The sequence below is a fragment of the Microbacterium sp. MMO-113 genome (assembly GCF_037148555.1).
In the GTDB taxonomy this organism is placed as follows: domain Bacteria; phylum Actinomycetota; class Actinomycetes; order Actinomycetales; family Microbacteriaceae; genus Microbacterium.
Genome location: NZ_JBBCTD010000002.1, coordinates 270566 through 295406 on the forward strand (window position 1 = coordinate 270566; position 24841 = coordinate 295406).

Sequence of the window (24841 nt, forward strand, 5' to 3'; positions counted from 1 at the left end):
AGTGAGGAGCATCCCCATGGTGCAGATCATCGAGACCATCGACGTCGACGTTCCCGTCCGCACGGCGTACAACCAGTGGACGCAGTTCGAGAGCTTCCCGAAGTTCCTCGACGAGGTCGTCTCCATCACGCAGATCGACGAGACCCGCACGCACTGGAAGGTGAACGTGGGGGGCGCGGAGCGTGAGTTCGACGCCGAGATCACCGAGCAGCACCCGGATGAGCGCGTCGCGTGGAACAGCGTCGGCGGCGAGACCGAGCACGCGGGCGTCGTGACGTTCCACAAGCTCGACGACAACACCACGCGGGTGACCGTCCAGCTCGATTGGGAGCCGGAGGGGCTGCTGGAGAAGGTCGGTGCGCTGGTCGGCGCGGGATCCCACGCGGTGAAGAAGGATCTGAAGAACTTCAAGGAGTTCATCGAGGGCCGCGGCGTCGAGACCGGCGCCTGGCGCGGTGACGTGGACGCCTGACACCTCTGCGTCGAGGCCCGGGACCGCTGTCTGCGGCCCCGGGCCTCGTCGCGTGCGGGGCTGCGGACGTCGGACGCGCGTGCTTGCATGGGCGCATGGACACGACGGAGCGTCTGCGCGGCGAGGGGCGGGCCGTCCTCGCGACCGTCGTCTGTTTCGTCGGGGGAGCCCTCGCCGGGGCGCTGCTCCTCGCCGGTCCGCCGCGGCCGCTGACCGGTGAGGGAGGTCTCGCGTTGCCCGCCGCGGGAGTCGCCGGCGGCATCGCGGCGCTGGCCTTCGTCATCAGCACGCTTCTGCACCGTCGGGGGGAGGCGACGGGGATGCCGCGCTGGCAGCGGGTCGTGTCCCGCCTCTCCGCCGCCGCTCTCACCGTGGCGCTCGGGGCCGTGACGGCGATGGGCGTGCTGCTCACCGCGGAGGTGCTCGCGGCGGGCCTGCGCGGTCTCGCGCTCGGAGCGATCGGCGGCGGGCTGCTCACGGGGGTCGCGGCGGCGGTCGGCGGACGACTCGCGTTCGGTGCGGGGATCGGTCTCCGGACCGCCGATCTCGCCGGACTCCTGTTCGGGTTCCTCGTGATCGGCACGCTGTTCGCGATGGTGACCGCCGTCGACCCCCGGTGGTGGGCGGAGAACTTCTCGCAGCTCGGGGTGGGCTGGGCGTTCAACGGCACCCTCGTCGTGGCCGGGCTGCTGGTCGCCACCGTCGGCGCGTACATCGGCCGCGACCTGCATCGGCTGCGCGGCGACGACGCGCTGTCCAGGATCGCGACCGTGGTCGTGCTGTGGGCCGCGGCCGGACTCGCGCTCGCCGCCGTCGGGCTCCTGCCGCTGTATCGGGCCCCCGTTCCGCACGATATCGCGGCCGTCGCGGCGCTACTCCTCTTCCTCGGGGCTGCCGCCGCGACGACGCTGACCGTCCCCGGCCGACCCCTGGCCCTCGTGGTGACCTCCGTCGCGGTGGGGGTGCTCGTGGTCGCGGCCGTGCTGCTGTGGTGGCCGCTCGGCTTCTTCCCGGTGACCGCGGTGGAGGCGGTCGTCGTCGGGCTCGGGCTGCTGTGGATGACGACGCTCGTCCGGGTGCTCGCGATCCTCGTGCCGGAGGGGACCCGTCCGTCCGCGCGGCCCTCGCTCTGGCAGGGCAGGCGGTCGCGCGAGCTCAGGCGGGTTCGCGCGCCAGGAGCCTGATGCGGCGTGGAGGCCTGCGCCAGCCTTAGGAAGAAGGGGCGGAGGGGGCGCGGAAGATAGGGCATCCGTCCGATGCCGAGGGGACACCTCAGAGCGGAGTGTAGGGATACACCGAACCGTCGAGGAGACACCATGTTCGAGCACCCCTATCTCAGCCACCAGGTCACCGTCTTCGAGCAGGAGCAGATCGAACGCGCGGTCGCCCGGCGCCGGATGCTCCTGGAGCACGCGGATCAGATCGTGCCGCGACCGGCGGGTCCGCTGCGCCGGTGGCTGCGCCGCCACGGACGCGGAACGCCGGCACCGCGGGCCTCCCAGACGGGAGCATGCGATCCGGCTCTCGCGCGATGACCGACGGCGTCGTGCTGTCCTTCCCGTCGGGCCCTTCGGATGTCCGAGGGGAGTGGCACGATGGGTCCATGGCCCCAGCCCCCACCGCCACGATGGTCGGGCGTGCCGCCGAGCTCGCCGAGATGCGCCGCCTGTTGGACGGCGTGCGCGCGGGCGTGCCGGCTGCGCTTCTCGTCGAGGGCGAGGCGGGGATCGGCAAGTCCCGCCTGGTACGGGAGTTCGCCGCCGAGATCGCGAACGGCGCCGACGTGCACGTCGGGTGGTGCCTCGACCTCGGCACCTCGCGTGCCCCGTTCGGGCCGCTCGCCGGCATCCTCCGCTCCATCGTGGAGCGCATGGGCGCGGACCGCGTGCGCGAGGCGGTCGGCGTGGGCGTCGAGGCGCTCGGCATGCTGCTGCCCGAACTCGTCGACGCACCCGCGCCCCGCGACCGCACGAGTCCCGAACGCCTGCGCGACGCGATCGCGTCCCTCATCGAGGCCGCCACGGAGCTGGCGCCGCAGGTGGTCCTCATCGAAGACCTGCACTGGGCCGACGATTCCACGCTCGCGATCCTCTCCTTCCTGCTCCGCACGCTCGACCACGGCCGGCTCCTGCTGCTCATCACGTGCCGCACCGACGACGTACGCCGGGGCGATGCGGTGAGTCGCTTCATCGGCGAGGCGACGCGCGCGCGGCTGCTCGAGCGGATGACGGTGTCGCGCCTCGACGACGATGCGGTTCGCGAACTCGTGGCCCAGATCACGGGCCGCGCACCGACGGCGACGGCGCTGGAGCGGCTGCAGGTGCGTGCCGAGGGCGTGCCCTTCTTCGTCGAGGAGATCGCCGGGTGCGCCCAGGGTCCCCTGCCGGAGAGCCTGCGCGACCTCCTTCTCGCCCGCTTCGACCGCCTCGGGGACGACGCGCGCCGCGTGGTGCAGGTCATGTCCGGCGCGGAGCGACCGCTCACGGATCCTCTGCTGCTGCGCCTCGTCGAACTCCCGGAGGATCGCGTCGAGAACGCCGTCCGCGAGGCCGTGCGCAGCGGCATCATCGTCGTCGGCGAAGACGACTACGGGTTCCGGCACGCGCTGCTGCGCGAGGCCGTGCACGACGATCTGCTGCCGGGCGAGCGGGCCCGCCTGCATCGCGCGTACGCCGAGGCGCTGGAGGAGGGCGGTGGCGACGACGCGGCGGCCCTGGCGTACCACTGGCAGCTCGCACAGGACGACCGTCGTGCCATCGCGGCCGCCGCCGACGCCATGCGCCAGGCCAAGGCCCAGTACGCCTTCGCCAGCGCGGCGCGGTTCGGCGAGCTCGTCCTCGAACTCTGGCCCCTCGTGCCGGACGCGACGGAGGCGACGGGGTTCGCACGCCTCGACCTGCTCCATGTGCTCGGTTCCGTCCTGCGCAACGCCGGCGACGGCGAGCGGGCCCTGGCGGTCGCCAACGTCGCCCTGAGTGAGGTCGATCCGGCGGCGGTCGACCCGCGGCTGCACGCGCGGCTGCTGCGGAACAAGGCGCTGTACCTCGTCAACCTCGGTCGCCTCGGGGCCATCCCGCTCCTCCAGGAGGCGCTCGCGCTCGCGGAGCGCGTCGACGACGACGTGTTCCGCGCCGAACTGCTGAACCAGCTCGCGAGTCGCCGCATGATCGCGGGCGACCGCGAAGAGGCTATCCGGCTCGCCGACGAGGCCGAGCGTCGCGCGGCGGGGGCGTCCACGACGGATCAGCTCTCGATCGCGGCGAACGTCCGCGGCGGGTCGCTGGCCCACCTCGGCCGGGTCGAGGAGGGGGTGCGCGAGTACGGACGGGCGCGCGACCTCGCCGCCGGATCGACCGCGGAGATGCGCTACCGCGTCAACTACTCCGACCTGCTGACGCTGCTGGGCCGCTACCGGGAGGCGGTCGCCGTCGCGGAGGAGGGCCTGCGGCGAGCCCGTGAGCTCCGCGTCGAGCGCACCTCGGGCTCGATCATGGCGCAGAACATGATCGTGCCGCTGCTCGAGCTCGGCGAGATCGGTCAGGTCGAGGACATGCTCGCCCGGGACTTCCTGCAGGGCACGCTGCGGGTGTTCCGGATGTACGTGAGCATGACCAGGGTGCGGGTGCTCGCCTGGCGAGGTCGAGCGGCGGAGGCGGCGGAGACCCTGCAGGAGTGGCTCCCGGCGTTCGAGGAGACCGGGGTCTCGGAGCGGCAGATCTGGTACGACCGGATCACGATGCAGGTCGCCGTGGCAGAGAGCCGGGGCGACCTGCGCGGCGCGCTCGACGTGATCGGGGAGATGCTGCGCGACGACAGGCCGGCACTGCTGCATCAGCGGCGGCTGCTTCTGGAGGCGGGTGCTCTCGTGACGGCGCTGCGGGCGGGCGGCGCCGACGTCGGAGCGACGGTCGCGGCGGTCCGGGAGGCGTGGGAGGCGCAGCCGCCGGAACTCCAGGACGACGCGTGGTCGGCGGTGCTGCATGCCCTGCTCGACCCGGGTCCGGCCGCGGTCGACGAGGTGCTGAGCCGCGCGGACGGCGACGACGTTCCGGCGACCTTCCGCGTGGTGCTGCGGCTCGAGCGCGCCCGGCTGCACGTCGCCGCCGGAGAGCGCGCCGAGGCGGCTGCCCTGCTCGCCGCGGCGACGACGACTGCGGAGGAGCTCGGTCATGTGCCGCTGCAGCAGACGTTGGCGCGGTTCGGCGAGGCGGCCGGGCTGCGGTCGTCCGGGCCCCGCGAGGTCGCCGCCACGGAGCAGCTGACGGCCAGAGAACGGCAGGTGCTCGCCCTCATCGCGGAGGGGCTGAGCAACCGCCAGATCGGGGAGCGCCTGTTCATCAGCGTGAAGACCGTGAGCGTCCACGTCTCGGCGGTGCTGCGGAAGCTCGGCGTGAGCACGCGCACCGAGGCGGCGCTCGCCCATCGCACGGCCGAAGAAGGGGAGACCCGTCAGTCCGCCGTGGTAGCGTGACCGAGCATGCATGTCGGATCATCGGCATGGTGCAGGCCGCGTGAGCGGCCGGTCAACAGAAAGTAGAAAACACATGGCCACTGGCACTGTGAAATGGTTCAACGCAGAGAAGGGCTTCGGCTTCATCGCTCCCGATGACGGCACCGAAGACCTCTTCGCCCACTACTCGGCTATCGCCGGCTCCGGTTTCAAGGAGCTCCGCGAGAACCAGAAGGTCGAATTCGACGCTGAGCGTGGCCCCAAGGGCATGCAGGCGGCGAACATCCGCGCTCTCTGAGCGTGCGCTGACTTCCTGAAGCCGGCCGGATCCGTACGGGTCCGGCCGGCTTTTCGCTGCCCCGGCACTTTCGAATCGCCCACTTTGCGGCATCTGGGCGCCGGATGGGGCAAGGTGAGCGATTCGAAACGGGAGTGAGGGCGCCCTAACCTCCGTGTTAGATTAGGCGAGGCTTACCAAAGGCCGGACGCTCTCGCGTCGACACCCCATCTCCCATCCCGAAGGGAACGCCTGTGCGCACCTCTCGACTCCTCGCCCTCGGCGCGGCCGCCGCGCTCGCCGTGACGCTCTCCGCCTGCTCGTCCTCCGCGCCGGAGTCGACCGCGACCACCGGCGGCAACCCGGCCTCCGACGACGCGTTCCCCGTGACCATCGAGCACGTCTACGGCGAGACGACCATCGACGAGAAGCCCGAGCGCGTGGCGACCGTCGCGTGGGCGAACCACGAGGTGCCGCTCGCCCTCGGCATCGTCCCGGTCGGCATGAGCAAGGCCACCTGGGGCGACGACGACGACAACGGCATCCTCCCGTGGGTCGAGGAGAAGCTCGACGAGCTCGGCGGGGAGACCCCGGTGCTCTTCGACGAGACCGACGGCATCGACTACGAGGCCGTGGCCGACACCGAGCCCGACGTGATCCTCGCCGCCTACTCCGGCCTCACGCAGGAGGAGTACGACACGCTCTCCAAGATCGCCCCGGTCGTCGCCTACCCCGACGTCGCGTGGGGCACGTCCGTCGACGACATGGTCGGGATGAACGCCAAGGCCCTGGGGCTCGAGGCCGAGGGCGAATCCCTGATCGAGGACCTGCACGCCGACGCCGACGCCGCCCTGGAGAAGTACAGCATCCTGAAGGACAAGAAGGTGCTCTTCGCCTACTTCGACCCGAGCGACCTGAGCCAGATCGGCTACTACACCGCGGCCGACACGCGCCCCGGGTACCTGCACGACCTCGGCCTGCCGCTCCCCGCGATCGTCGAGGAGAACGCGGACAGCGACCAGTTCTACCTGCAGGTGAGCGCCGAGGAGGCGCAGAAGTTCGACGACGTGGACGTGCTGGTGACCTACGGCGACGACTCCACCCTGGCCACGCTGCAGGCCGACCCGCTGCTGTCGAAGATCCCCGCCATCGCGGAGGGCCGCGTCGCGATCCTCCCGGACGCCACCCCCATCGCCGCATCGGCGAACCCGTCGGCGCTGTCGATCCCGTGGGGTCTCGAGGACTACCTGGCCATCCTCGCCGCGCCGCTCGCGAAGTAAGCTCCGCGTCCGCCCCCCAGCGGAGAGCCGTCGTGATCCCAGCACCCGTCCTCGCGTCGGACGCCGCCACCCTGCGGCGTCCGACGGTGGTGCGCACCCTCTGGCTGCTCGCCGGAGTCGGTGTGATCCTCGTGCTCGTCGTGCTCTCGGTGTCGTTCGGGGTGCGCGCGGTCACGCTCGACGACATCCTCGCGGCGCTCTCCGGCCAGACCGACACGATCGCCCAGGCCGCGGTCGTCAAGCGCATCCCCCGCACCGTGCTCGCGCTCCTCGTGGGGGCGGCCCTCGCCCTCGCCGGAGCGACCATGCAGGCCGTCACGCGCAACCCCGTCGCCGACCCCGGCATCCTGGGGGTCTCGAACGGCGCCTCGTTCGCGGTCGTCCTCGGCATCGCGTTCTTCGGGCTGAGCAACCCCTACGGGCAGATGGCCTTCGCGATCGTGGGCGCCGCGGCGGCGGCCGTCTTCGTGTACACCGTCGGCTCCCTCGGCCGCGGCGGGGCCACGCCGCTCAAGCTGGCCCTCGCGGGGGCGGCGACCTCCGCGGCGTTCGCCTCGCTCATCAGCGCGGTCATGCTGCCGCGGGTCGACTTGCTGCAGACGTTCCAGTCGTGGCAGATCGGCGGCGTCGGCGGGGCGGAGTGGCCGCGGATCGCGATCACCGCTCCCGTCCTCGCGGTCGGCGCCCTCATCTGCTTCCTGTGCGCCCGGGGCATGAACTCCCTCGCGCTCGGCGACGACATGGCCAAGGGTCTCGGCGAGCACGTGCTGCGCACCCGGATGCTGTCGGCGCTCGGGGCGGTCATCCTCGCCGGCGCGGCGACGGCCATCGCGGGGCCGATCGGGTTCGTCGGGCTCATCGTCCCGCACATGTGCCGGATGCTCGTGGGGACCGACCACCGGTGGCTGCTGCCCTTCTCGGCCCTCGCCGGCGCCGCGCTGCTCACCGCGAGCGACATCGTCGGACGCGTGATCTCGCCGTCGTCCGAGGAGATCCAGGTCGGCATCATCACCGCGATCATCGGGGCGCCGTTCTTCATCTGGATCGTCCGCCGGCAGAAGGTGCGGGAGCTGTGAGCACGACCGAGCACACCCTCGTCCGCGGCGACGAGTCCGCCGCCGCCCGCACCGCGCGCATCATCGCCGGTCGCCGGGCACGCCACCGCCGTCACGCGGTGGTCACCCTCGCCCTCGGGGTCGTCGTGATCGTGCTGTTCACGGTGGCGCTCATGGTCGGCAACACGTTCTACCCGCTCGACGAGGTCATCCGCGTGATCCTCGGTGAGACGGTGCCCGGCGCCTCGTTCACGGTCGGCGACCTGCGGCTCCCCCGTGCGGTCCTCGCGATCCTCACGGGCCTCGCGTTCGGCATGGCGGGCGTCACCTTCCAGACCATGCTGCGCAATCCGCTCGCCTCGCCGGACATCATCGGCATCTCGAACGGCGCCGGCGCCGCCGCGGTGTTCGGCATCGTCGTGCTCTCGCTCAACGGCCCGGCCGTCTCCCTCCTCGCGCTCGTCGGCGCCCTCGTGACGGCGCTGGCGATCTACCTCCTCGCCATCAAGGGCGGCTTCGCGGGCACCCGCCTCATCCTGATCGGGATCGGCGTCGCGGCGATGCTGCAGAGCGTCATCTCCTACCTGCTGTCTCGGGCCGCGAACTGGGACATCCAGACCGCGATGCAGTGGCTCACCGGCAGCCTCAACAACGCGTCCTGGGAGCGGGTGCTGCCGATGGCGATCGCCGCCGCGATCCTCGTGCCGCTGCTGCTCTCACAGGGGCGGGCGCTGGGCACGCTCCAGCTCGGCGACGACTCGGCCGCGGGGCTCGGCGTGCGGGTCACCGCCACGCGCCTCGTCTTCATCCTCGGCGCCGTGGCCCTCCTCGCCTTCGCGACCGCCGCCACCGGGCCGATCGCGTTCGTCGCGTTCATGGCCGGACCCATCGCCGCGCGGCTCACCGGTCCCGGCGCCACGCTGCTGCTGCCCAGCGGTCTCGTCGGGGCGGTGCTCGTGCTCGGCGGCGACCTCATCGCCCAGTTCGCGCTCGGCGCGCGCTACCCGGTCGGCGTGGTCACCGGCGTCGTCGGCGCGCCGTACCTCATCTATCTGCTCATCCGCACCAACCGCACCGGAGGCTCGCTGTGACCGCCGCCCACCGCCTGTCCGCCGAGGGGGTCACCCTCTCGTACGGCGACCGCACCGTGGTCGAGGGCCTCGACCTGCAGATCGCGCCGGGGAAGATCACGACGATCGTCGGCGCGAACGGCTGCGGCAAGTCGACGCTGCTGCGCGCCCTCGCCCGCCTGCTGTCCCCGGGGGACGGGGAGGTCGTGCTCGACGGGAAGTCGATCCACGCCCGTCCGACGAAGGAGGTCGCGCGCATCCTCGGCCTCCTGCCCCAGTCGCCCGTCGCCCCCGAGGGCATCGCCGTCGCCGACCTCGTCGGTCGCGGGCGTCATCCCCATCAGCGGGCGCTGTCGCGGTGGAGCGCGCATGACTACGAGGTCGTCGCCGACGCCCTGGACGCGACCGGCATCAGCGACCTCGCCGACCGCAGTGTGGACGAGCTCTCCGGGGGCCAGCGGCAGCGGGTCTGGATCGCGATGGCCCTCGCGCAGGAGACCGACATCCTGCTGCTGGACGAGCCGACGACCTTCCTCGACGTCGCCCACCAGGTCGAGGTGCTCGACCTGCTCACCGACCTCAGCGTCGCCCGCGGCACCACGATCGTCATGGTGCTGCACGACCTCAACCTCGCCGCGCGCTACGCCGACGAGCTGGTCGCCATGAAGGACGGCCGCGTGCACGCGACCGGCGCCCCGCAGGAGATCGTCACCGCCGAGCTCGTGCAGGAGGTCTTCGGCCTCCCCAACCAGATCACCATCGACCCGGTCTCCGGCAAGCCGATGGTCACCCCCATCGGAAGGCATCATGTCCGCTGAATCCACCACGACCGAGCGCCCGACCTACATCCTCACCCGCGCCGAGGTGCGCGCCGTCTCCCGCGTCTCCCCGTCGTTCGTGCGGGTGACGCTCGGCGGCGAGGAGCTCAGCGAGCTGGGGACGCCAGGGGAGGTGTACGACAGCCGGGTCAAGCTCGTCTTCCCGCCCGCGTCCGGCGTGCTCGCCGAGATCGACCGGTCGACGCACGACTGGTGGGGTTCGTACCTGGCCGTCCCCGAGGAGGAGCGCGGCTCGATGCGCACCTACTCCGTCCGGGACCTGCGGGTCGACGACGACGGCCGCACCGAGGTCGACATCGACTTCGTGCTGCACCTGGAGCCGGGGCTCACCGGTCCGGCCTCTCGGTGGGCGAGCACGGCCGCGGTGGGCCAGGAGCTGTGGCTGGTCGGCCCGCGTCGGGGCGTCGTGGCGCACGGAGGAGCGGAGTACGCGCCGGGGGTGGCGACCTCGGTGGTCCTCGTCGGGGATGAGACCGCGGCCCCCGCCATCGCCCGCATCCTGGAGGATGCCCCGCGCGACCTCCGCGGCACGGCGTTCATCGAGGTGCCGTCGCCCGCCGACGTGCTCGCGATCGATGCGCCGGACGGGGTGGACGTGCACTGGCTGCCGCGCGATGCCGGCGAGCCGCACGGCCTCCGCCTCATCCCCGCGGTGCTCGAGCACCTGGGCGACGACGATGCCGGGGACGAGATCCGCGTCACCGACATCGAGGGGGAGGACCTCCTCTGGGAGACCCCGGAGTACTCGAGCCTGGGGGAGGAGATCGCCCGGGAGGACGACGCCGCCGGCCGCTACTTCTGGATCGCGGGGGAGAGCGGTATCGTGACGACGCTGCGTCGGCACCTCGTGAAGGATCTCGGGATCGACCGCGCGCAGGTCGCGTTCATGGGCTACTGGCGCCGCGGCATCGCGATGCGGGGCTGAGATGACCGACGCCATCGATCGTCACAGCCTGGCGGGGGAATCCCTCGTCCTCGGCTACGGCCGCACGCGGGTCGTGCACGACGTCTCCCTGCGCCTCGCGCCGGGCCGGGTGACCGCACTGATCGGTCCGAACGGCAGCGGCAAGTCGACCGTCCTCCGCGCCCTCGCGCGGCTGCACCGCATCGAGGCCGGGACCGTGCGCGTCGGCGGCGCGGAGTCGCGCGATGCCGCCACGCTCTCCGCCAAGGAGTTCGCGAAGACCGTCGCCATGCTGTCGCAGTCCCGGCCGCACCCGTCCGGGATCGAGGTCTCCGACGTCGTCGCCTACGGCCGGCACCCGCACCGCGGACGGTTCTCCGGTGTGAGCGACGCCGACCGTGCCGCCGTGGCGCGTGCCCTCGCCCTCACCGGCCTGTCCGCGATGGCCGCCCGTCCGGTCGACCAGCTCTCCGGCGGCGAGCTGCAACGCGTCTGGCTGGCGACCGCGCTCGCCCAGGACACCGGGGTGCTGCTGCTCGACGAGCCGACCAACCACCTCGACCTGCGCTACCAGGTGGAGACCCTCGACCTGGTGCGGGAGCTCGCCGACGACCACGGCACCGCGCTCGGCGTCGTGTTACACGACCTCGACCACGCCGCCTCGGTCGCCGACGACGTCGTGCTGATGCACCGCGGCCGGGTGCACGCGGCGGGGGCTCCCTCCGAGGTCCTCACCCGCGAGAACCTGTCGCACGTGTACGGCCTGCGCATCGACACCGCCCTCGACGAGGAGACCGGCCTGGTGCGGGTGCGTCCGCGCGGCCGCCACCACGGTCGACTCCGCGCCCCCTCCGCCTCCTGATCCCGACCCCTGAAGGACACACCGATGAAGAAGACCCCCCTCGCCGTGCTCGCCCTCGGCGGCGCCCTCACCCTCGCGCTCGCCGGGTGCGGCACCACGCAGACGCCGTCCGCCGAGGGGTCCGACGCCCCGACCTCGACGAGCGCGGGCTGCACGGACGACGCCACGAGCACCTCGACCGGGGCGGTCTCCGTCACCGACGACCTCGGCCGCACGGTCGAGCTCGACAAGCCGGCGGAGCGCATCGCGGTGCTCGAGTGGCAGCAGATCGAGGACGCGCTGTCGCTGTGCGTGACGCCGGTCGCGGTGGCCGACGCCGAGGGCTACAGCACCTGGGTCACCGCGGAGGAGCTGCCGGAGGGCGTCGTGGACGTGGGCACTCGTCAGGAGCCGAACCTGGAGACGCTGTTCGGCACCGACCCGGACCTCGTGATCGTCGAGGTGAGGGCCGCGGACGACCCCATCGTCGCGCAGCTGGAGGCCTACGACGTGCCCGTGCTCGCGACGATCGGCGCCGATGCGAAGGACCCGATCGCCAAGATGCTGAACACCTTCGACCTCATCGCGCAGGTCACCGGTCGCGAGGAGCGCGCCGAGGTCGTCACCGAGGAGTTCCAGGAGCACCTCGACACCGCGAAGGCCGAGCTCGCCGACCGCGACCTCGCCACGACCGACTTCGTGTTCTTCGACGGCTGGGTCGACGGCGGCAACGTGGCGCTGCGTCCGTTCGGCCAGGGCTCGCTCGTCGGCGAGGTGGGCGAGGAGCTCGGGCTGACGAACGCCTGGACCGGCGAGGTCGACCCCGTGTACGGCCTCGGGCAGACCGATGTCGAGGGCATGACCACGGTCGGCGACGCGAACCTCTTCTACACCGGCACCGCGGATCCGGATTCGGAGAGCTTCGTCGACGCCCTCGCGGACAACCCCGCCTGGACCTCGCTCCCCGCGGTGGCGGAGGACCGCCTGACCGCGTTCCCGGCCGGTATCTGGACCTTCGGCGGCCCGCGCTCGACCGCGCAGATCGTCGACGGCTACCTGGAGGTGCTCTCGAAGTGACGGAGGCCCTCCGCCTCGACGACACGGCGGCGACCGCGGAGCCCGACGCCCCGGCGTCCGCCGTCCGCGTGAGGGCGGAGGGTCGGAAACCGGCGGTGTGGACGGGCGTCGGCGTGCTCGTCGCGCTCGCCGTCGTGCTGGTCGCGGTCGCCTGCTGGCACCTCACCCAGGGCACGAGCGGCGCGGTGTTCGCCGACGCCGACGTCCTCTGGGGGTCGCGGGTGCCGCGGCTCGCTGCCGGTGTCGCGGTGGGCATCGCCCTCGGGGTCGCCGGCATCCTGCTGCAGTCCCTCGCCCGCAACGCCCTCGCGTCGCCGGACACGCTCGGCGTGACCGCCGGGGCCTATCTCGCCGTCACGGCGCTCGCCGCGTTCGGGATCGCTGTGCCGGTGTGGGCCTCCGGGGCGGTGGCGTTCGCGGGCGGCATCGTCGCCGCGGGCATCGTGCTCGGACTCGCCGGAGGAGCGGGGTCGTCCACGACCCGCCTCATCCTCGCTGGCACCGCGCTCGCGCTCGCCTTCCAGGCCGCGACCTCGACACTCCTCATCCTGTTCGACGAGGAGACCAAGGGACTGCTCGCCTGGGGAAGCGGGAGCCTGTCGCAGCTCGGACTCACCGCGTTCCTCCAGGCGGCTCCGGTCGTCGTGGTCGTCACGGTGCTGGCCATCGTGCTCGCGCGGCGCCTCGACATCCTGTCCCTGGGGGACGACACCGCCTCGTCGCTCGGCGTGCCGATCCGGTCGACCAGGACCATCGGGATCCTCCTCGCGGTCACCCTCACGGCGGTCGCGGTGACGCTCGCCGGGCCGATGGGCTTCGTCGGCCTGTGCGCGCCGGTGCTCGCGCGGCTGCTGACGCGGGTGGTGCCGAGCCTGAACCGCCATGTGCTCCTGATCCCCGCGTCGGGGCTCCTCGGCGCCCTCGTCGTCATCCTCTCCGACGCCCTCCTGCGCGCGCTGATCGGCGCGGAGGCCGCGATCCTCATCCCGACGGGCGTCGCGACGACGCTGCTCGGCGCGATCGTGCTCGTGCTCATGGCCCGACGCCTCCGCGACGCCGGACCCACGCGCGAGCCTCCGCGAGTGCGCTTCGGGGTGCGCAGCCGCCTGCGCTTCCGGATCACCCTCGCCCTCGTCGCCCTCGGCGTGGTCGGGGTGCTGCTGCTCGGGCTGCTCGCCGGGCACACCTGGCTGCTGACCGGCGACATCGCGCTGTGGCTGCAGGGGCAGGCTCCCGCGCCCATCGCCTTCGCCCTCGACGAGCGGGCGCCGCGGATCGTGGCCGCCGTGGTCGCCGGCGCCGCGCTCGCCCTCTCCGGCGCCGTGATCCAGGGGGTGAGCCGCAACCCGCTCGCCGATCCGGGCATCCTCGGCGTCACCGGTGGCGGCGGTCTCGGCGCGGTGCTGGTGATCACGAGCATCACGTCGTCGGCAGGCGGGATGATCGTGGGGGCCGTCACGGGCTCGCTGCTCGCCTTCGCCCTCGTCTACCTGCTGTCGTGGCGGGGCGGCCTGAACGCGGACCGGTTCCTGCTGATCGGCATCGGGGTCTCGTACTTCACGGTCTCCCTTACGACCTTCCTCCTGCTGCGGTCGAACCCGTGGGACACCCCGAAGATCTACACCTGGCTCTCCGGGACGACTTACGGCCGGGTGTGGGAACAGGTCATCCCGCTGGCCATCGTCCTCGTGATCGCGGTGCCGTTCGTGGTGATGAGCCGTCGGGAGCTCGACGTGCTGTCGCTCGACGAGGACACGCCGCGACTGGTCGGCATCCGGCTGGAACCCGTCCGGTTGACGCTGCTGCTGGTGGCGGCCGTCCTCGCGGCGCTGAGCGTGACGGCGATCGGGGTCATCGGCTTCGTGGGGCTGGTGGCGCCGCACGCCGCGCGGGCGCTGGTGGGCGCACGGCACTCGCGGGTGATCCCGACGGCGGTGCTCCTCGGCGGGCTGCTCGTCGGCATCGCGGACACGATCGGCCGGACGGTGATCGCCCCCGCGCAGCTTCCGGCGGGTCTCGTGGTCGCGCTGATCGGCGCCCCGTACTTCGTCTGGCTGCTCTGGCGCTCCCGCTGACCTGCTTCGAATCGCCCGATTGGCCCCATCTCCGGGGGAAATGGGGCCATTCAGGCGATTCGAACGGGGTTACCGGGCCAGGAACTGCGTCAGCGCGGCGTTGACCTCGTCGGCGTGGGTCCAGAGGAGGCCGTGCGGGGCGCCCTCGACCTCGACGTACTCGGCCTCGGGGACGGCCTGACGGAAGCGGCGGGCGGTCGCGTCGATCGGCAGGATGTTGTCCTTCGTGCCGTGCAGGATCAGGGTGGGCTTGGCGGCGGCGGCCACGGCCTTCACGTCGTCGCGGAAGTCCTCGATCCAGGTCGGGACCACGGCGTACGCGGCGACCGGCGCGCTGGTGACCGAGAGGTTCCAGTTCGCGTCGACGACCTGCTGGCTGATGCGCGTGCCGAGGTTCTCGTCGAGGTTGTAGAAGTCCTTGTAGAACTGGGTGAACCAGGCGTAGCGGTCGTCCTTGGCTGCAGCTTCGATCCCGTCGAAGACCTCCTGCGGCACACCCTCGGGGTTGTCGTCGCGCTGCACGAGGAAGGGCTCGAGCGACGCGAGGAAGGCGAGCTTCGCGACGCGCTCGTGGCCGTAGCGGCCGACGTAGCGGGCGAGCTCGCCGGTGCCCATGGAGAAGCCGACGAGCACGACGTCGCGGAGGTCGAGGGTCTCGAGCACCGTGTTCAGGTCGGCGGCGAACGTGTCGTAGTCGTAGCCGGAGCCGACCTTGGAGGACTGCCCGAAGCCGCGGCGGTCGTAGGTGATGACGCGGTACCCCTGGGCGAGGAGTTCGCGGGTCTGGCGCTCCCAGCTGTGCCCGTTGAGCGGATAGCCGTGGATCAGGACGACGGGCTGGCCGCTGCCCTGGTCTTCGTAGTAGAGCTCGATCGGGGTGGTGTTCTCGGTGCCGACGGTGATGTAACCCATGATGTGTTCCTTTCGGTGCCGGTGAGAACGATCGTTCTCGCCTGATGTGATCAATCTAGAGAACGTTCGTTCTCGTGTCAAGTAGACTTCTGGACATGACCGAAGACGAGGCCCGCGAACGCATCCTCTCCGCCGCGGAGGAGCTCTACTACCGCAAGGGCTACGCGGCGGTCGGCATGGACGAGCTCCGGTCCGCCGCCGGCGTGTCGCTGCGGCGCGTGTACTCGCTGTTCCCGGCGAAGACCGACATCGTCGCGGCGGTGCTGGCCCGGAAGCACGCCGAGTGGGAGCAGGGGCTCACGGCGGCGGTGGCACAGAGCGGCGACGACCCGCGGGCCCGCCTTCTCGCGGTCTACGGCTACCTGGAGGACTGGTTCTGCAGCGACGGGTTCCGGGGCTGCGCCTTCATCAACGCGTTCGGCGAGCTCGGGGGGACGAGCCCCGAGGTTGCCGCGATCGTCCGCGCGCACAAGGCCTCGTTCCAGCAGTACATGGCGGAGCTCGTCGCGGCCACCGGTGCCCCGGCGGGGCTGGCCGCCCAGCTCTCTCTCCTCGCGGAGGGCGCGCAGAGCACGGCGGCGATCGGGGCTGATCCGGAGGCCGCCGTGCACGCACGCCGCGCCGCCGAGGTCCTGATCGACGCCGCCCTCACTGCGGCCTGACAGGCCCTTTCGCTAACCTGGTTAGCGAAACGGTGGGACCCTGTCAAGGCCACTGCCTTCCGAGCTCACCCCGCGTAGGGTGCGGGCATGGAGACCTCGACGAAGGGCATCGCCCGCCAGAGCCTTGTGATCGCCGCCGCCGTGTTCATGCTGATCGCCGCGGCCATCGGCGCGGGCGCGTTCGGGGGTGACTCCGTCGACGAGTTGCAGAACGGTGCGCTCTCGGCCCAGGGGTCGTACCTCGCCCCCGCGGGACCGGCGTTCTCGATCTGGTCGCTCATCTACCTCGGACTCCTCGCCTACACCGTGTGGCAGGCTCTCCCCGCGCAGCGACAGGACGAGCGTCAGCAGGCGGTCGGCGGCTGGATCGCCCTCTCGATGGTCCTCAACGGCCTCTGGCTGGTGACGGCGCGGTACCTGACGCTGTGGCTCACCGTGCTCGTGATCGGGCTGCTGCTCGCGACGCTCGCGCGCATCATCGTGCTCCTCGGCCGGTTCCCCACGGGCACCCTCGCCGACCGCCTCCTCACCGACGGGGCGAATGGCCTGCACTTCGGCTGGGTCACGATCGCGACGGTCGCCAACACCGCCGCCTGGCTCACGCAGACCGTCCCGGAGATCGGCGCGGGCGCTCCCGACGCCTGGGCCGTCGCCGTGCTCGTGGTCGTGCTGGTGATCGGTGCCGCGTCGGCCTGGTTCACCGGCCGCCTCGCTCCCGCGCTCGCGACCGCCTGGGGCCTGAGCTGGCTCGCGGTCGGGCGGCTCACCGGTGAGCCGGAGAGCACGCCCACCGCCGTCACCGCGATCTTCGTCGCGGTCGTGCTCGTCGTCGTCGGCGTCGTGGCGGTCCTCCGGCGGCGTCGCCGCGCCGGCACGCGCGACCGCGCCCCACTCGGTCGCTAGAGGACCAGACGGTACCCCATGCCCGACTCGGTGAGCAGGTGCACGGGCGTCGAGGGCTCCTGCTCCAGCTTCTTGCGGAGCTGCGACATGTACAGCCGGAGGTAGCCGGAGTCGGACACCTGCGCGCTGCCCCAGATCTCCTTGAGGAGATCCTGCCGGGTCACCAGCGCGCCCGGGTGCCGCGCGAGGTGCTCCAGCATCCGCCACTCGGTCGGCGTGAGGTGCACGCGGGTGCCGGCACGGGTCACGGTCTTCGTCGCGAGGTCGACGACGACGTCCCCGAACGCGACCACGGACTCCCCGTTCGCGGCGATCGCGCGGCGGGAGAGCGCCCGCAGCCGGGCCAGGAGCTCGTCGACCTGGAAGGGCTTCGTGACGAAGTCGTCCGCCCCGGCGTCCAGCGCCTCCACCTTGTCGGCCGAGCCCGTCCGCCCCGATACGACGATGATGGGCACGTTCGTCCAGCCGCGGAGGGCCTGGATCACCTCGATGCCGTCGAGCCGGGGCATGCCGAGGTCGAGCATGATGAGGTCGGGATGGGTCTGCGCCGCGGCGGCGATCGCGGCGGCGCCGTCGGCGGCCACGACGACCTCGTAGCCGTGCGCCGCGAGGGTGATCCGCAGCGCCCGCACCATCTGGGGGTCGTCGTCGGCGATGAGGAGCTTCACTCCGTGCCCTCCGTGTCGGCGGTCCCTGCGAGCGGCAGGGAGATGACCATGGTGAGTCCGCCCCCGGGGGTGTCCTCCGGTGTCAGGCTACCGCCCATGCCCTCGGTGAATCCGCGCGACAGGGCGAGCCCGAGCCCCAGACCCGTCGTGTTGTCGGTGTCGCCGAAGCGCTGGAACGGCTGGAAGATCGCATCCCGTCGTTCGGGCGCGATGCCCTCGCCGCGGTCGACGATCCGGAGCTCTGCCCGATCGCCCAGCCGACTGCTCGACACGAGCACACGGCTGCCCTCGGGGGCGTGCCGGTGGGCGTTGGCGAGCACGTTCACGAGCACCCGCTGCAGCAGCACCGGGTCGGCGTGGAGCGGCGGGAGGTCGGGGTCGAGCGTGAGCTCGACGTCGGCGGGGCCGAGGCCGAGCTCGTCCACGGCGGCGAGCACGGGGCCGGCCGCGTCGATCCGCTGAGCCGAGACCGCGAGCACCCCCGCCTCCACGCGGCTCACGTCGAGGAGGTCGGTGACGAGGGTGGAGAGGGTCGCGAGACTCTCGTCCGCGGTCTCCAGCAGCTCCGCGCGGTCCTCGGCGGACAGGCCGTGCGCGCCCCGGAGCCCGCCGATCGCCGCGACCGCCGAGGCGAGCGGCCGCCGCAGATCGTGACTGACGGCGGAGAGCAGGGCGCTGCGCACCTGATCGGTCTCGGCGAGGGCCTCCGCCTCCCGCGCCGTGGCTCGCAGGTCGGTGTGCTCGATGGCGGCGGCGAGCTGGGCGACGATCGCGTCGAGCAGGCGGCGCTCCGGACCGGCGATCGGCTCGCCGTTGAGCTCCAGCACGGCCCGCGGGCCCCCACCGGACGCGACCCCGACCGGGATGGTCGTGGCGCGGCCGTCCGGCACCGGCTCGCCGTCGCTCGCCAGCACGTCCCCGGACGGGGTGAGCAGCCGCACCCCGCTCAGCCCGAACGCCTCCCGGGTGCGGCTGACGAGGGCGAGCACGGCGTTGTCGCCGCGGAGCACGTTCCCGGCCACGGCCGCGAGAAGCTCCGCCTCGGCGGTCGCCCGTTGCGCGGTCCGCGCTCGGCGGGCGGCCTGGTCGACGATGAGGCTCACGAGGATCGCGATGATGACGTAGAGGGTGAGGGCGAGCACGTGCAGCGGGTGCGCGATCGTGATCGTGAACAGCGGGGCGACGAAGAGGAAGTCGAGGGTGATGCCGGAGAGCACGGCGGCGAAGACGGCGGGGCGGATGCCGCCGATGAGGGCGACGACCACGACGAGCAGCTGGTAGGCGAGCACCTCGGCCGTGATCGACTCCGGGCTGCGGAACGTGAACATCAGCCACGACAGCAGCGGGCCGAACACGAGGGCCACACCGAAGCCGAGGGCCTGACGCCGCCAGCCGAGCGCACCGCCGGTGATGCGGGGAAGGGCGAGACGGCCGCCCGCCGCGGCGTGGGTCACGATGTGCACGTCGATGTCGCCCGAGCGGCGGATGACCTCGGCACCGATCCCCGGTCCGGTGAGTGCGGCGGCGAGGCGGCCGCGGCGGCTCACGCCGATCACGAGCTGCGTGGCGTCGGCGCCCTGGGCGAACTCCACCAGCGTCGCCGGGATGTCGTCGCCGACCACCTGATGGTAGGTACCGCCGAGCGACTCGACGAGGGAGCGCTGCGCGGCGAGGGCGCCGGGGGTCTCGTCACGCAGCCCGTCCTGGGCGGTCACGTGCACGGCCAGCAGCTCCCCGCCGGCGGAACGGGCGGCGATGCGGGCGCCGCGGCGCAGCAGCGTCTCGCCCTCCGGGCCGCCGGTGAGGGCGACGACCACGCGTTCGCGTGCCTGCCACGCTCCGGCGATGCCCTGTTCGGCGCGATAGGTGCGGAGCGCGCTGTCGACCTCGTCGGCGAGCCACAGCAGGGCGAGCTCCCGCAGCGCGGTGAGGTTGCCGAGCCGGAAGTAGTGCGAGAGCGCGGCGTCGATGCGCTCCGCGGGGTAGACGAGGCCGGCGGCGAGGCGGTCGCGGAGCGTCTGCGGTGCGAGGTCGACGACCTCGATCTCGTCGGCGGCGCGGACGACCGCGTCCGGGATGGTCTCGCGCTGGGCGATGCCGGTGATCTTCTCCACGACCGCGTTCAGCGACTCGATGTGCTGCACGTTCACGGTGGTGACGACGTCGATCCCCGCGTCCAGCAGCTCCTCGACGTCCTGCCAGCGCTTCGGGTTCCGCGAGCCGGGGGCGTTCGTGTGCGCGAACTCGTCCACCAGCGCGATCTCCGGGCTGAGAGCGAGCACCGCGTCGAGGTCGAGTTCGGAGAGGACGACCCCGCGGTGGGCGTCCTCCCGGCGCGGCACCTCGGGCAGTCCGGAGGTCAGGGCGGCCGTGGCCGCACGACCATGGGTCTCGACGATCGCGATGACGACGTCGCGGCCCTCGTCGCGGAGCCTCCGGCCCTCGGCGAGCATCTCGAACGTCTTCCCGACCCCCGGCGCGGCACCGAGGAGGACGCGCAGTCGCCCGCGGCGGTTCCGGTCCGTCGCGGGGCGCGGCGGCCGCTCTGCGCTCATGCACCCTCCCGGTCGTCGAGTGCGAGATTCAGCTCCGCGACGTTGATGCGCTCCTCGCCGAGGAACCCCAGGTCCCGCCCTTGAATCCTAGACTCCACCAGCGCCCGGACCTCGTCCTCCGGCAGGTCGCGGGCGGCGGCCACCCGCGGCACCTGGAGCAGGGCGTACGCGACGCTGATGTGCGGGTCGAGACCGGAACCGGATGCAGTCACGGCGTCCGCGGGCACCGCGGACGGATCGACCCCCTCCCTCGCGGCGATCTCGGCCTTCCGTTCGGCGATCGCGGCGACGAGGTCGGGATTCTCCGGCCCGAGGTTGCTGCCGCCCGACGACGCCCCGTCGTACCCGTCGCCGGCTGCCGAGGGGCGGGACTGGAAGTACTCCGGCAGGGCCTCGCCCTCGGCATCCGTGAAGGACTGCCCGATGAGAGCGCTGCCCCGGTCGCCGGCGAGCATCGAGCCGTTCGCCTGGGCGGGGAGGAGGAGCTGGCCGATGCCGGTGACGAGCAGCGTGTACCCGACGCCGAGGACGAGGGTGAGGACGAGCATCGCGCGGACGGCGACACCGGCGGTGCGCATCGTGGTGCGGGTGGTGGACGACATGGCGTTCCTTTCGAGCCCGGTCAGAAGCCGGGGAGGAGGCTGACGAGGAGGTCGATGAGCTTGATGCCCACGAACGGGGCGATGACGCCGCCGAGGCCGTAGACGAGCAGGTTCCGCTGCAGGATCTGCGAGGCGCTCGCCGGCCGGTAGGTCACGCCGCGGAGCGCGAGCGGGATGAGGAACACGATCACGATGGCGTTGAAGATGATCGCGCTCGTGACCGCCGAGGCCGGCGAGTGCAGCTGCATGATGTTCAGTGCCGCGAGTCCGGGGAACACGCCCATGAACATCGCCGGGATGATGGCGAAGTACTTCGCGATGTCGTTCGCGAGCGAGAACGTCGTCAGCGCGCCGCGGGTGATGAGCAGCTGCTTGCCGATGCGGACGATGTCGATGAGCTTGGTCGGGTCGGAGTCGAGGTCGACCATGTTGCCCGCCTCCTTGGCCGCCGAGGTGCCCGTGTTCATCGCGACGCCGACGTCGGCCTGGGCGAGTGCGGGGGCGTCGTTCGTGCCGTCCCCGGTCATCGCGACGAGGCGCCCGCCCTCCTGTTCGCGGCGGATGAGGTCGAGCTTGTCCTCCGGCGTGGCCTCGGCGAGGTAGTCGTCGACGCCGGCCTCGGCCGCGATGGCCTTCGCGGTGAGGGGGTTGTCTCCGGTGATCATGACCGTGCGGATGCCCATGCTGCGCAGCTCGTCGAACCGTTCGCGCAGGCCGTCCTTGACGATGTCCTTGAGGTGCACGACCCCGAGGATCCTCGCTTCCACAGGATGGGTCCCTGAGCCTGTCGAAGGGCCTGAGCTTGTCGAAGGGCCCTGCACCGCGACGACGAGGGGCGTGCCGCCGCCCGAGGCGACGTCGTCGGTGAGGGTCGTGAGCTCGTCATCGGGGGTCTGCCCCAGCCAGGCCGCCACGGCCGAGGCGGCACCCTTCCGGATCTGCGTGCCGTCGGCGAGGTCGAGACCGCTCATGCGCGTCTGCGCCGTGAACGGGACGACGACGGCGTCCGCCGGGGCCTCGACCCGGATCCCGCGGGCGGCGGCGAGCTCGACGATCGACGCGCCCTCCGGCGTCGGATCGGCGAGGGAGGAGAGGGCGGCGGTGCGCAGCAGCTCGGCGGCGTCCACTCCGGTGAGCGGCAGCACGGTGTGGGCGCGGCGGTTGCCGTGGGTGATGGTGCCGGTCTTGTCCAGCAGCAGTGTGGTGACGTCGCCCGCGGCCTCCACCGCCCGCCCCGACATCGCCAGCACGTTGCGCTGCACGAGTCGGTCCATGCCCGCGATGCCGATCGCGGAGAGGAGCGCGCCGATCGTGGTCGGGATGAGGCAGACCAGCAGGGCGATGAGGACGGGGATGCTCACCGGCGACGCCGCGTACGACGCGATCGGGTTCAGCGCGAGGACCACCACGACGAACACGATCGACAGGCTCGCGAGGAGGATGTTCAGGGCGATCTCGTTCGGGGTGCGCTGCCGGCTCGCCCCTTCGACGAGGGCGATCATGCGGTCGACGAACGTCTCGCCGGGCTTCGACGTGATGCGCACGACGATCCGGTCGGACAGCACCCGGGTGCCGCCGGTGACGGCGCTGCGGTCGCCGCCGGATTCGCGGACGACGGGGGCGCTCTCGCCGGTGATGGCCGACTCGTCCACGGTGGCGATGCCCGCGACGATGTCGCCGTCGCCCGGGATCAGCTCGCCTGCGGTGACGATCACGAGGTCGTCGCGCTGCAGCTCCGCCGACGACACCGTCTCCGTCTCGGGCTCCTGGGTCTCTGAGCCTGTCGAAGGGCCCACCACCCGCCGCGCCATCGTCTGGGTGCGGGTGTTCCGCAGGCTCGCGGCCTGCGCCTTGCCGCGCCCCTCGGCGACCGACTCCGCGACGTTCGCGAAGAACACGGTCAGCCAGAGCCAGATCGCGATGCCCCAGGTGAACGCCGCCGGGACGGGAGTGCCGCCGGAGGGGGCGGGTCCGCCGAGGAAGGGCTCCGCGATCGCGAGGACGGTCGTGAACGCGGCGCCGACCCAGACGAGGAGCATCACGGGGTTGCGCACGAGCGTCGCGGGGTTCAATTTCCGGAGCGCGCCGGGGAGCGCCTGCGCGAGCTGGGCGCCGCTGAAGGAGCGCGGCGGGCGGGCCGGGACGGCGGGGGCGTCTTGCTGTTCGGGAGGGGTGGTCAGGAGGGTCATGGTCAGAGTCCTTCGGCGAGCGGTCCCAGTGCGAGCACGGGGAAGTAGGTGAGGGCCGTCACGACGACGGTCACGGTGAGGAGCAGGCCGACGAACTGCGGCCGGTGGGTGGGGAGCGTGCCGGTCGTGGCCGGCACCCGCTCCTGCGCGGCGAACGACCCGGCGAGGGCCAGCACGAGCACGATCGGCAGGAAGCGCCCGAGCAGCATCGCGACGCCCAGGGCGGTGTTGAACCACGGGGTGTTCGCAGTGAGTCCGGCGAACGCGGAGCCGTTGTTGTTCGCGGCGGAGGTGAACGCGTAGAGCACCTCGCTCATGCCGTGCACACCGGGGTTGAGGATGCTCGTGGACTCCACGTCCTCGCGGATCCCGGGGATCGCGAAGCTCAGGGCCGTGCCGCCGAGGACGAGCGCCGGCACCACGAGGATGTAGAGGCTCGCGAGGGTCATCTCCCGCGGGCCGATGCGCTTCCCGAGCCACTCCGGAGTGCGGCCGACGAGCAGCCCGCCGACGAAGACCGCGACGATCGCGAGCACGAGCATCCCGTACAGACCGGAGCCGACGCCGCCCGGAGCGACCTCGCCGAGCATCATGTTCAGCATCGGCATCATGCCGCCGAGCGCGGTGTACGAGTCGTGCATCGAGTTCACGGCCCCGGTCGAGGTGAGGGTGCTCGCGCTGCCGAACAGGGTCGAGCCGAGGATGCCGAAGCGCTGCTCCTTGCCTTCCATCGCCGCCCCGGCGAGTTCAGGCGCGGCGCCGCGTCCCGCCAGCTCCAGGGCCGAGAGTGCGGCGAGCGAGGCGAGGAACAGGGTGCCCATGACCGCGACGATCGCGTACCCCTGGCGGTGGTCGCCGACCAGTCGGCCGAACGTGCGGGGGAGGGCGAACGGGATCACCAGGATCAGCAGCACCTCGAGGAGGTTGGTCCACCCGGTCGGGTTCTCGAAGGGGTGGGCGGAGTTGGCGTTGAAGAAGCCGCCGCCGTTGGTGCCGAGCAGCTTGATGGCCTCCTGCGACGCGACCGGACCGCCGGGGATCGTCTGCGTGCCGCCGGAGACCGTGGCGACGTCGGTGAAGCCGTTCACGTTCTGGATCACGCCGCCCGCGAGCAGGGCCACCGCGCCGATCAGGGCGAGCGGGAGGAGCAGCCGCCCCAGGCCGCGGGTGAGGTCGACCCAGAAGTTGCCGATCGTCGCGGAGCCGCGGCGCGCGAGCCCGCGGATGAGGGCGATGGCGATGGTGAGGCCGACGGCGGCGGAGACGAAGTTCTGCACCGTGAGGCCCGCGAGCTGCACCGTGTAGCCCATGGTCTGCTCGGGCGAGTACGACTGCCAGTTGGTGTTCGCGACGAAGGAGGCGGCGGTGTTGAACGCGAGTCCCTCGGGCACGGCGGGCAGGCCGAGCGCGGCGGGGAGGAAGGCCTGGAGCCGCTGCAGCCCGTAGACGAGCAGGAGGCCGACGAGCGAGAACAGCAGCACGCTGCGGGCGTAGGCGCGCCAGGTCTGCTCGGAGCGGGGGTCGACGCCGATCACCCGGTAGAGCCCGCGCTCGACGCGCAGGTCGCGGCCGGAGGTGTAGACGTGCGCGATGTAGTCGCCGAGGGGACGGTAGAGGAGCACGAGCACGACCACGACGGCCGTGATCTGGAGGACGCCGTACAGGAGGGCCGCGTCCATCAGAAGCGCTCCGGGGCGACGAGCGCCACGACCAGATAGACGACCGCGGCGACGGCGAGGACGGCGGCGAGGATCTCGAAGACGATCATGCGCGGTCCACCGCCTTGGCGATGAGGGACACGAGGGCGAACAGCGCCAGGGTCAGCGCGAGGTAGATGATGTCGAGCACGTCCTCGATCCAACTGCGCCGTCCCGCCGCATCCGCCGATCCTCACGGTTCCCCTACGCCCACCCCCCCGGATGCATGCGGGTTGCTCACGGAGACGGCCTTCGAATCGCGCACCTGGTCCCCAACCCGCCGCCGATGCAGCCAGGTGCGCGATTCGAAAGG

Annotated in this window: 22 protein-coding genes; 15 read left to right on the forward strand and 7 right to left on the reverse strand. The window is 72.1% G+C overall.

The annotated features are described in order from the left end of the window. Positions 1 to 16 precede the first annotated feature (16 nt). The 13 genes from WFJ36_RS08185 to WFJ36_RS08245 all read left to right on the forward strand — a co-directional run bounded on the left by WFJ36_RS08185 (position 17) and on the right by WFJ36_RS08245 (position 14340). Complete coding sequence (locus WFJ36_RS08185) at positions 17 to 472, forward strand: SRPBCC family protein (protein ID WP_336643097.1); 456 nt, start codon at positions 17 to 19, stop codon at positions 470 to 472. A 95-nt stretch (positions 473 to 567) separates the two neighbouring features. After that, positions 568 to 1656, forward strand: coding sequence for a hypothetical protein (locus WFJ36_RS08190; RefSeq protein ID WP_336643098.1), 1089 nt, complete (start codon positions 568 to 570; stop codon positions 1654 to 1656). A 132-nt stretch (positions 1657 to 1788) separates the two neighbouring features. Further along, positions 1789 to 2007 (forward strand): hypothetical protein, encoded by a 219-nt coding sequence (locus WFJ36_RS08195; protein WP_071327854.1) that lies wholly within the window; start codon positions 1789 to 1791, stop codon positions 2005 to 2007. A gap of 68 nt (positions 2008 to 2075) precedes the next feature. Next, a complete protein-coding gene (locus WFJ36_RS08200) occupies positions 2076 to 4943 on the forward strand; it encodes a helix-turn-helix transcriptional regulator (protein WP_336643099.1) in 2868 nt (955 codons plus the stop codon). A 73-nt stretch (positions 4944 to 5016) separates the two neighbouring features. Next, entirely contained in the window at positions 5017 to 5220 is a 204-nt protein-coding gene (locus tag WFJ36_RS08205) for a cold-shock protein (RefSeq protein WP_025104028.1), read from the forward strand. A gap of 233 nt (positions 5221 to 5453) precedes the next feature. Beyond that, entirely contained in the window at positions 5454 to 6479 is a 1026-nt protein-coding gene (locus WFJ36_RS08210; RefSeq protein WP_336643100.1) for an iron-siderophore ABC transporter substrate-binding protein, read from the forward strand. 32 nt (positions 6480 to 6511) lie between these two features. Next, positions 6512 to 7555 carry a FecCD family ABC transporter permease gene (locus WFJ36_RS08215; protein WP_071327852.1) on the forward strand — a complete coding sequence of 348 codons (1044 nt, stop codon included), beginning with the start codon at positions 6512 to 6514 and terminating at the stop codon, positions 7553 to 7555. After that, entirely contained in the window at positions 7552 to 8625 is a 1074-nt protein-coding gene (locus WFJ36_RS08220) for a FecCD family ABC transporter permease (protein WP_336643101.1), read from the forward strand. Before WFJ36_RS08215 ends, WFJ36_RS08220 begins: the two co-directional genes overlap by 4 nt. Continuing rightward, entirely contained in the window at positions 8622 to 9422 is an 801-nt protein-coding gene (locus WFJ36_RS08225; protein ID WP_071327850.1) for an ABC transporter ATP-binding protein, read from the forward strand. The genes WFJ36_RS08220 and WFJ36_RS08225 overlap by 4 nt, the downstream gene beginning before the upstream one ends. Then, entirely contained in the window at positions 9412 to 10368 is a 957-nt protein-coding gene (locus tag WFJ36_RS08230; RefSeq protein WP_336643102.1) for a siderophore-interacting protein, read from the forward strand. The genes WFJ36_RS08225 and WFJ36_RS08230 overlap by 11 nt, the downstream gene beginning before the upstream one ends. Position 10369: 1 nt before the next feature. Beyond that, positions 10370 to 11209, forward strand: a complete 840-nt coding sequence (locus tag WFJ36_RS08235) for an ABC transporter ATP-binding protein (RefSeq protein ID WP_336643103.1) — start codon at positions 10370 to 10372, stop codon at positions 11207 to 11209. 24 nt (positions 11210 to 11233) lie between these two features. Continuing rightward, entirely contained in the window at positions 11234 to 12265 is a 1032-nt protein-coding gene (locus tag WFJ36_RS08240; protein WP_336643104.1) for an iron-siderophore ABC transporter substrate-binding protein, read from the forward strand. Then, the gene (locus tag WFJ36_RS08245) at positions 12262 to 14340 is read left to right on the forward strand and encodes an iron ABC transporter permease (RefSeq protein WP_336643105.1); all 2079 of its coding nucleotides are present in this window, start codon (positions 12262 to 12264) and stop codon (positions 14338 to 14340) included. The genes WFJ36_RS08240 and WFJ36_RS08245 overlap by 4 nt, the downstream gene beginning before the upstream one ends. A gap of 69 nt (positions 14341 to 14409) precedes the next feature. Here the strand turns inward: WFJ36_RS08245 and WFJ36_RS08250 are convergent, their stop codons facing one another. Then, positions 14410 to 15252: an alpha/beta fold hydrolase gene (locus WFJ36_RS08250; protein ID WP_292790322.1), complete on the reverse strand. Its 843-nt coding sequence runs from the start codon at positions 15250 to 15252 to the stop codon at positions 14410 to 14412. Between the two features lie 95 nt (positions 15253 to 15347). Here WFJ36_RS08250 and WFJ36_RS08255 point away from each other — a divergent pair, with 95 nt between their 5' ends. Beyond that, complete coding sequence (locus WFJ36_RS08255) at positions 15348 to 15914, forward strand: TetR/AcrR family transcriptional regulator (RefSeq protein ID WP_336643106.1); 567 nt, start codon at positions 15348 to 15350, stop codon at positions 15912 to 15914. An 87-nt stretch (positions 15915 to 16001) separates the two neighbouring features. Next, positions 16002 to 16817: a tryptophan-rich sensory protein gene (locus WFJ36_RS08260; protein ID WP_336643107.1), complete on the forward strand. Its 816-nt coding sequence runs from the start codon at positions 16002 to 16004 to the stop codon at positions 16815 to 16817. Here the strand turns inward: WFJ36_RS08260 and WFJ36_RS08265 are convergent. The 6 genes from WFJ36_RS08265 to WFJ36_RS08290 are packed head-to-tail and all read right to left on the reverse strand — an operon-like array spanning position 16814 to position 24599. After that, positions 16814 to 17485, reverse strand: coding sequence for a response regulator (locus WFJ36_RS08265; RefSeq protein ID WP_071327843.1), 672 nt, complete (start codon positions 17483 to 17485; stop codon positions 16814 to 16816). The genes WFJ36_RS08260 and WFJ36_RS08265 overlap by 4 nt on opposite strands. Beyond that, positions 17482 to 20040 carry an ATP-binding protein gene (locus tag WFJ36_RS08270; protein WP_071327842.1) on the reverse strand — a complete coding sequence of 853 codons (2559 nt, stop codon included), beginning with the start codon at positions 20038 to 20040 and terminating at the stop codon, positions 17482 to 17484. Before WFJ36_RS08270 ends, WFJ36_RS08265 begins: the two co-directional genes overlap by 4 nt. After that, positions 20037 to 20642 (reverse strand): potassium-transporting ATPase subunit KdpC, encoded by a 606-nt coding sequence (kdpC, locus tag WFJ36_RS08275; RefSeq protein WP_336643108.1) that lies wholly within the window; start codon positions 20640 to 20642, stop codon positions 20037 to 20039. The genes WFJ36_RS08270 and kdpC overlap by 4 nt, the downstream gene beginning before the upstream one ends. Before the next feature lie 20 nt (positions 20643 to 20662). Next, complete coding sequence (gene kdpB / locus WFJ36_RS08280) at positions 20663 to 22831, reverse strand: potassium-transporting ATPase subunit KdpB (RefSeq protein ID WP_292790332.1); 2169 nt, start codon at positions 22829 to 22831, stop codon at positions 20663 to 20665. A 2-nt stretch (positions 22832 to 22833) separates the two neighbouring features. Next, entirely contained in the window at positions 22834 to 24510 is a 1677-nt protein-coding gene (kdpA, locus tag WFJ36_RS08285) for a potassium-transporting ATPase subunit KdpA (protein ID WP_336643109.1), read from the reverse strand. Next, positions 24510 to 24599, reverse strand: a complete 90-nt coding sequence (locus WFJ36_RS08290) for a potassium-transporting ATPase subunit F (protein WP_036292752.1) — start codon at positions 24597 to 24599, stop codon at positions 24510 to 24512. The genes kdpA and WFJ36_RS08290 overlap by 1 nt, the downstream gene beginning before the upstream one ends. Between the last annotated feature and the right edge of the window lie 242 nt (positions 24600 to 24841).

What these genes read in the sequence shown, in the direction of transcription:
- WFJ36_RS08185 (WP_336643097.1), top strand. Translation starts at nt 17, where the DNA reads ATGGTGCAGATCATCGAGACCATCGACGTCGACGTTCCCGTCCGCACG.
- WFJ36_RS08190 (WP_336643098.1), top strand. Translation starts at nt 568, where the DNA reads ATGGACACGACGGAGCGTCTGCGCGGCGAGGGGCGGGCCGTCCTCGCG.
- WFJ36_RS08195 (WP_071327854.1), top strand. Translation starts at nt 1,789, where the DNA reads ATGTTCGAGCACCCCTATCTCAGCCACCAGGTCACCGTCTTCGAGCAG.
- WFJ36_RS08200 (WP_336643099.1), top strand. Translation starts at nt 2,076, where the DNA reads ATGGCCCCAGCCCCCACCGCCACGATGGTCGGGCGTGCCGCCGAGCTC.
- WFJ36_RS08205 (WP_025104028.1), top strand. Translation starts at nt 5,017, where the DNA reads ATGGCCACTGGCACTGTGAAATGGTTCAACGCAGAGAAGGGCTTCGGC.
- WFJ36_RS08230 (WP_336643102.1), top strand. Translation starts at nt 9,412, where the DNA reads ATGTCCGCTGAATCCACCACGACCGAGCGCCCGACCTACATCCTCACC.
- WFJ36_RS08235 (WP_336643103.1), top strand. Translation starts at nt 10,370, where the DNA reads ATGACCGACGCCATCGATCGTCACAGCCTGGCGGGGGAATCCCTCGTC.
- WFJ36_RS08240 (WP_336643104.1), top strand. Translation starts at nt 11,234, where the DNA reads ATGAAGAAGACCCCCCTCGCCGTGCTCGCCCTCGGCGGCGCCCTCACC.
- WFJ36_RS08250 (WP_292790322.1), bottom strand. Translation starts at nt 15,252, where the DNA reads ATGGGTTACATCACCGTCGGCACCGAGAACACCACCCCGATCGAGCTC.
- WFJ36_RS08255 (WP_336643106.1), top strand. Translation starts at nt 15,348, where the DNA reads ATGACCGAAGACGAGGCCCGCGAACGCATCCTCTCCGCCGCGGAGGAG.
- WFJ36_RS08260 (WP_336643107.1), top strand. Translation starts at nt 16,002, where the DNA reads ATGGAGACCTCGACGAAGGGCATCGCCCGCCAGAGCCTTGTGATCGCC.
- WFJ36_RS08270 (WP_071327842.1), bottom strand. Translation starts at nt 20,040, where the DNA reads ATGAGCGCAGAGCGGCCGCCGCGCCCCGCGACGGACCGGAACCGCCGC.
- kdpC (WP_336643108.1), bottom strand. Translation starts at nt 20,642, where the DNA reads ATGTCGTCCACCACCCGCACCACGATGCGCACCGCCGGTGTCGCCGTC.
- kdpB (WP_292790332.1), bottom strand. Translation starts at nt 22,831, where the DNA reads ATGACCCTCCTGACCACCCCTCCCGAACAGCAAGACGCCCCCGCCGTC.
- kdpA (WP_336643109.1), bottom strand. Translation starts at nt 24,510, where the DNA reads ATGGACGCGGCCCTCCTGTACGGCGTCCTCCAGATCACGGCCGTCGTG.
- WFJ36_RS08290 (WP_036292752.1), bottom strand. Translation starts at nt 24,599, where the DNA reads ATGATCGTCTTCGAGATCCTCGCCGCCGTCCTCGCCGTCGCCGCGGTC.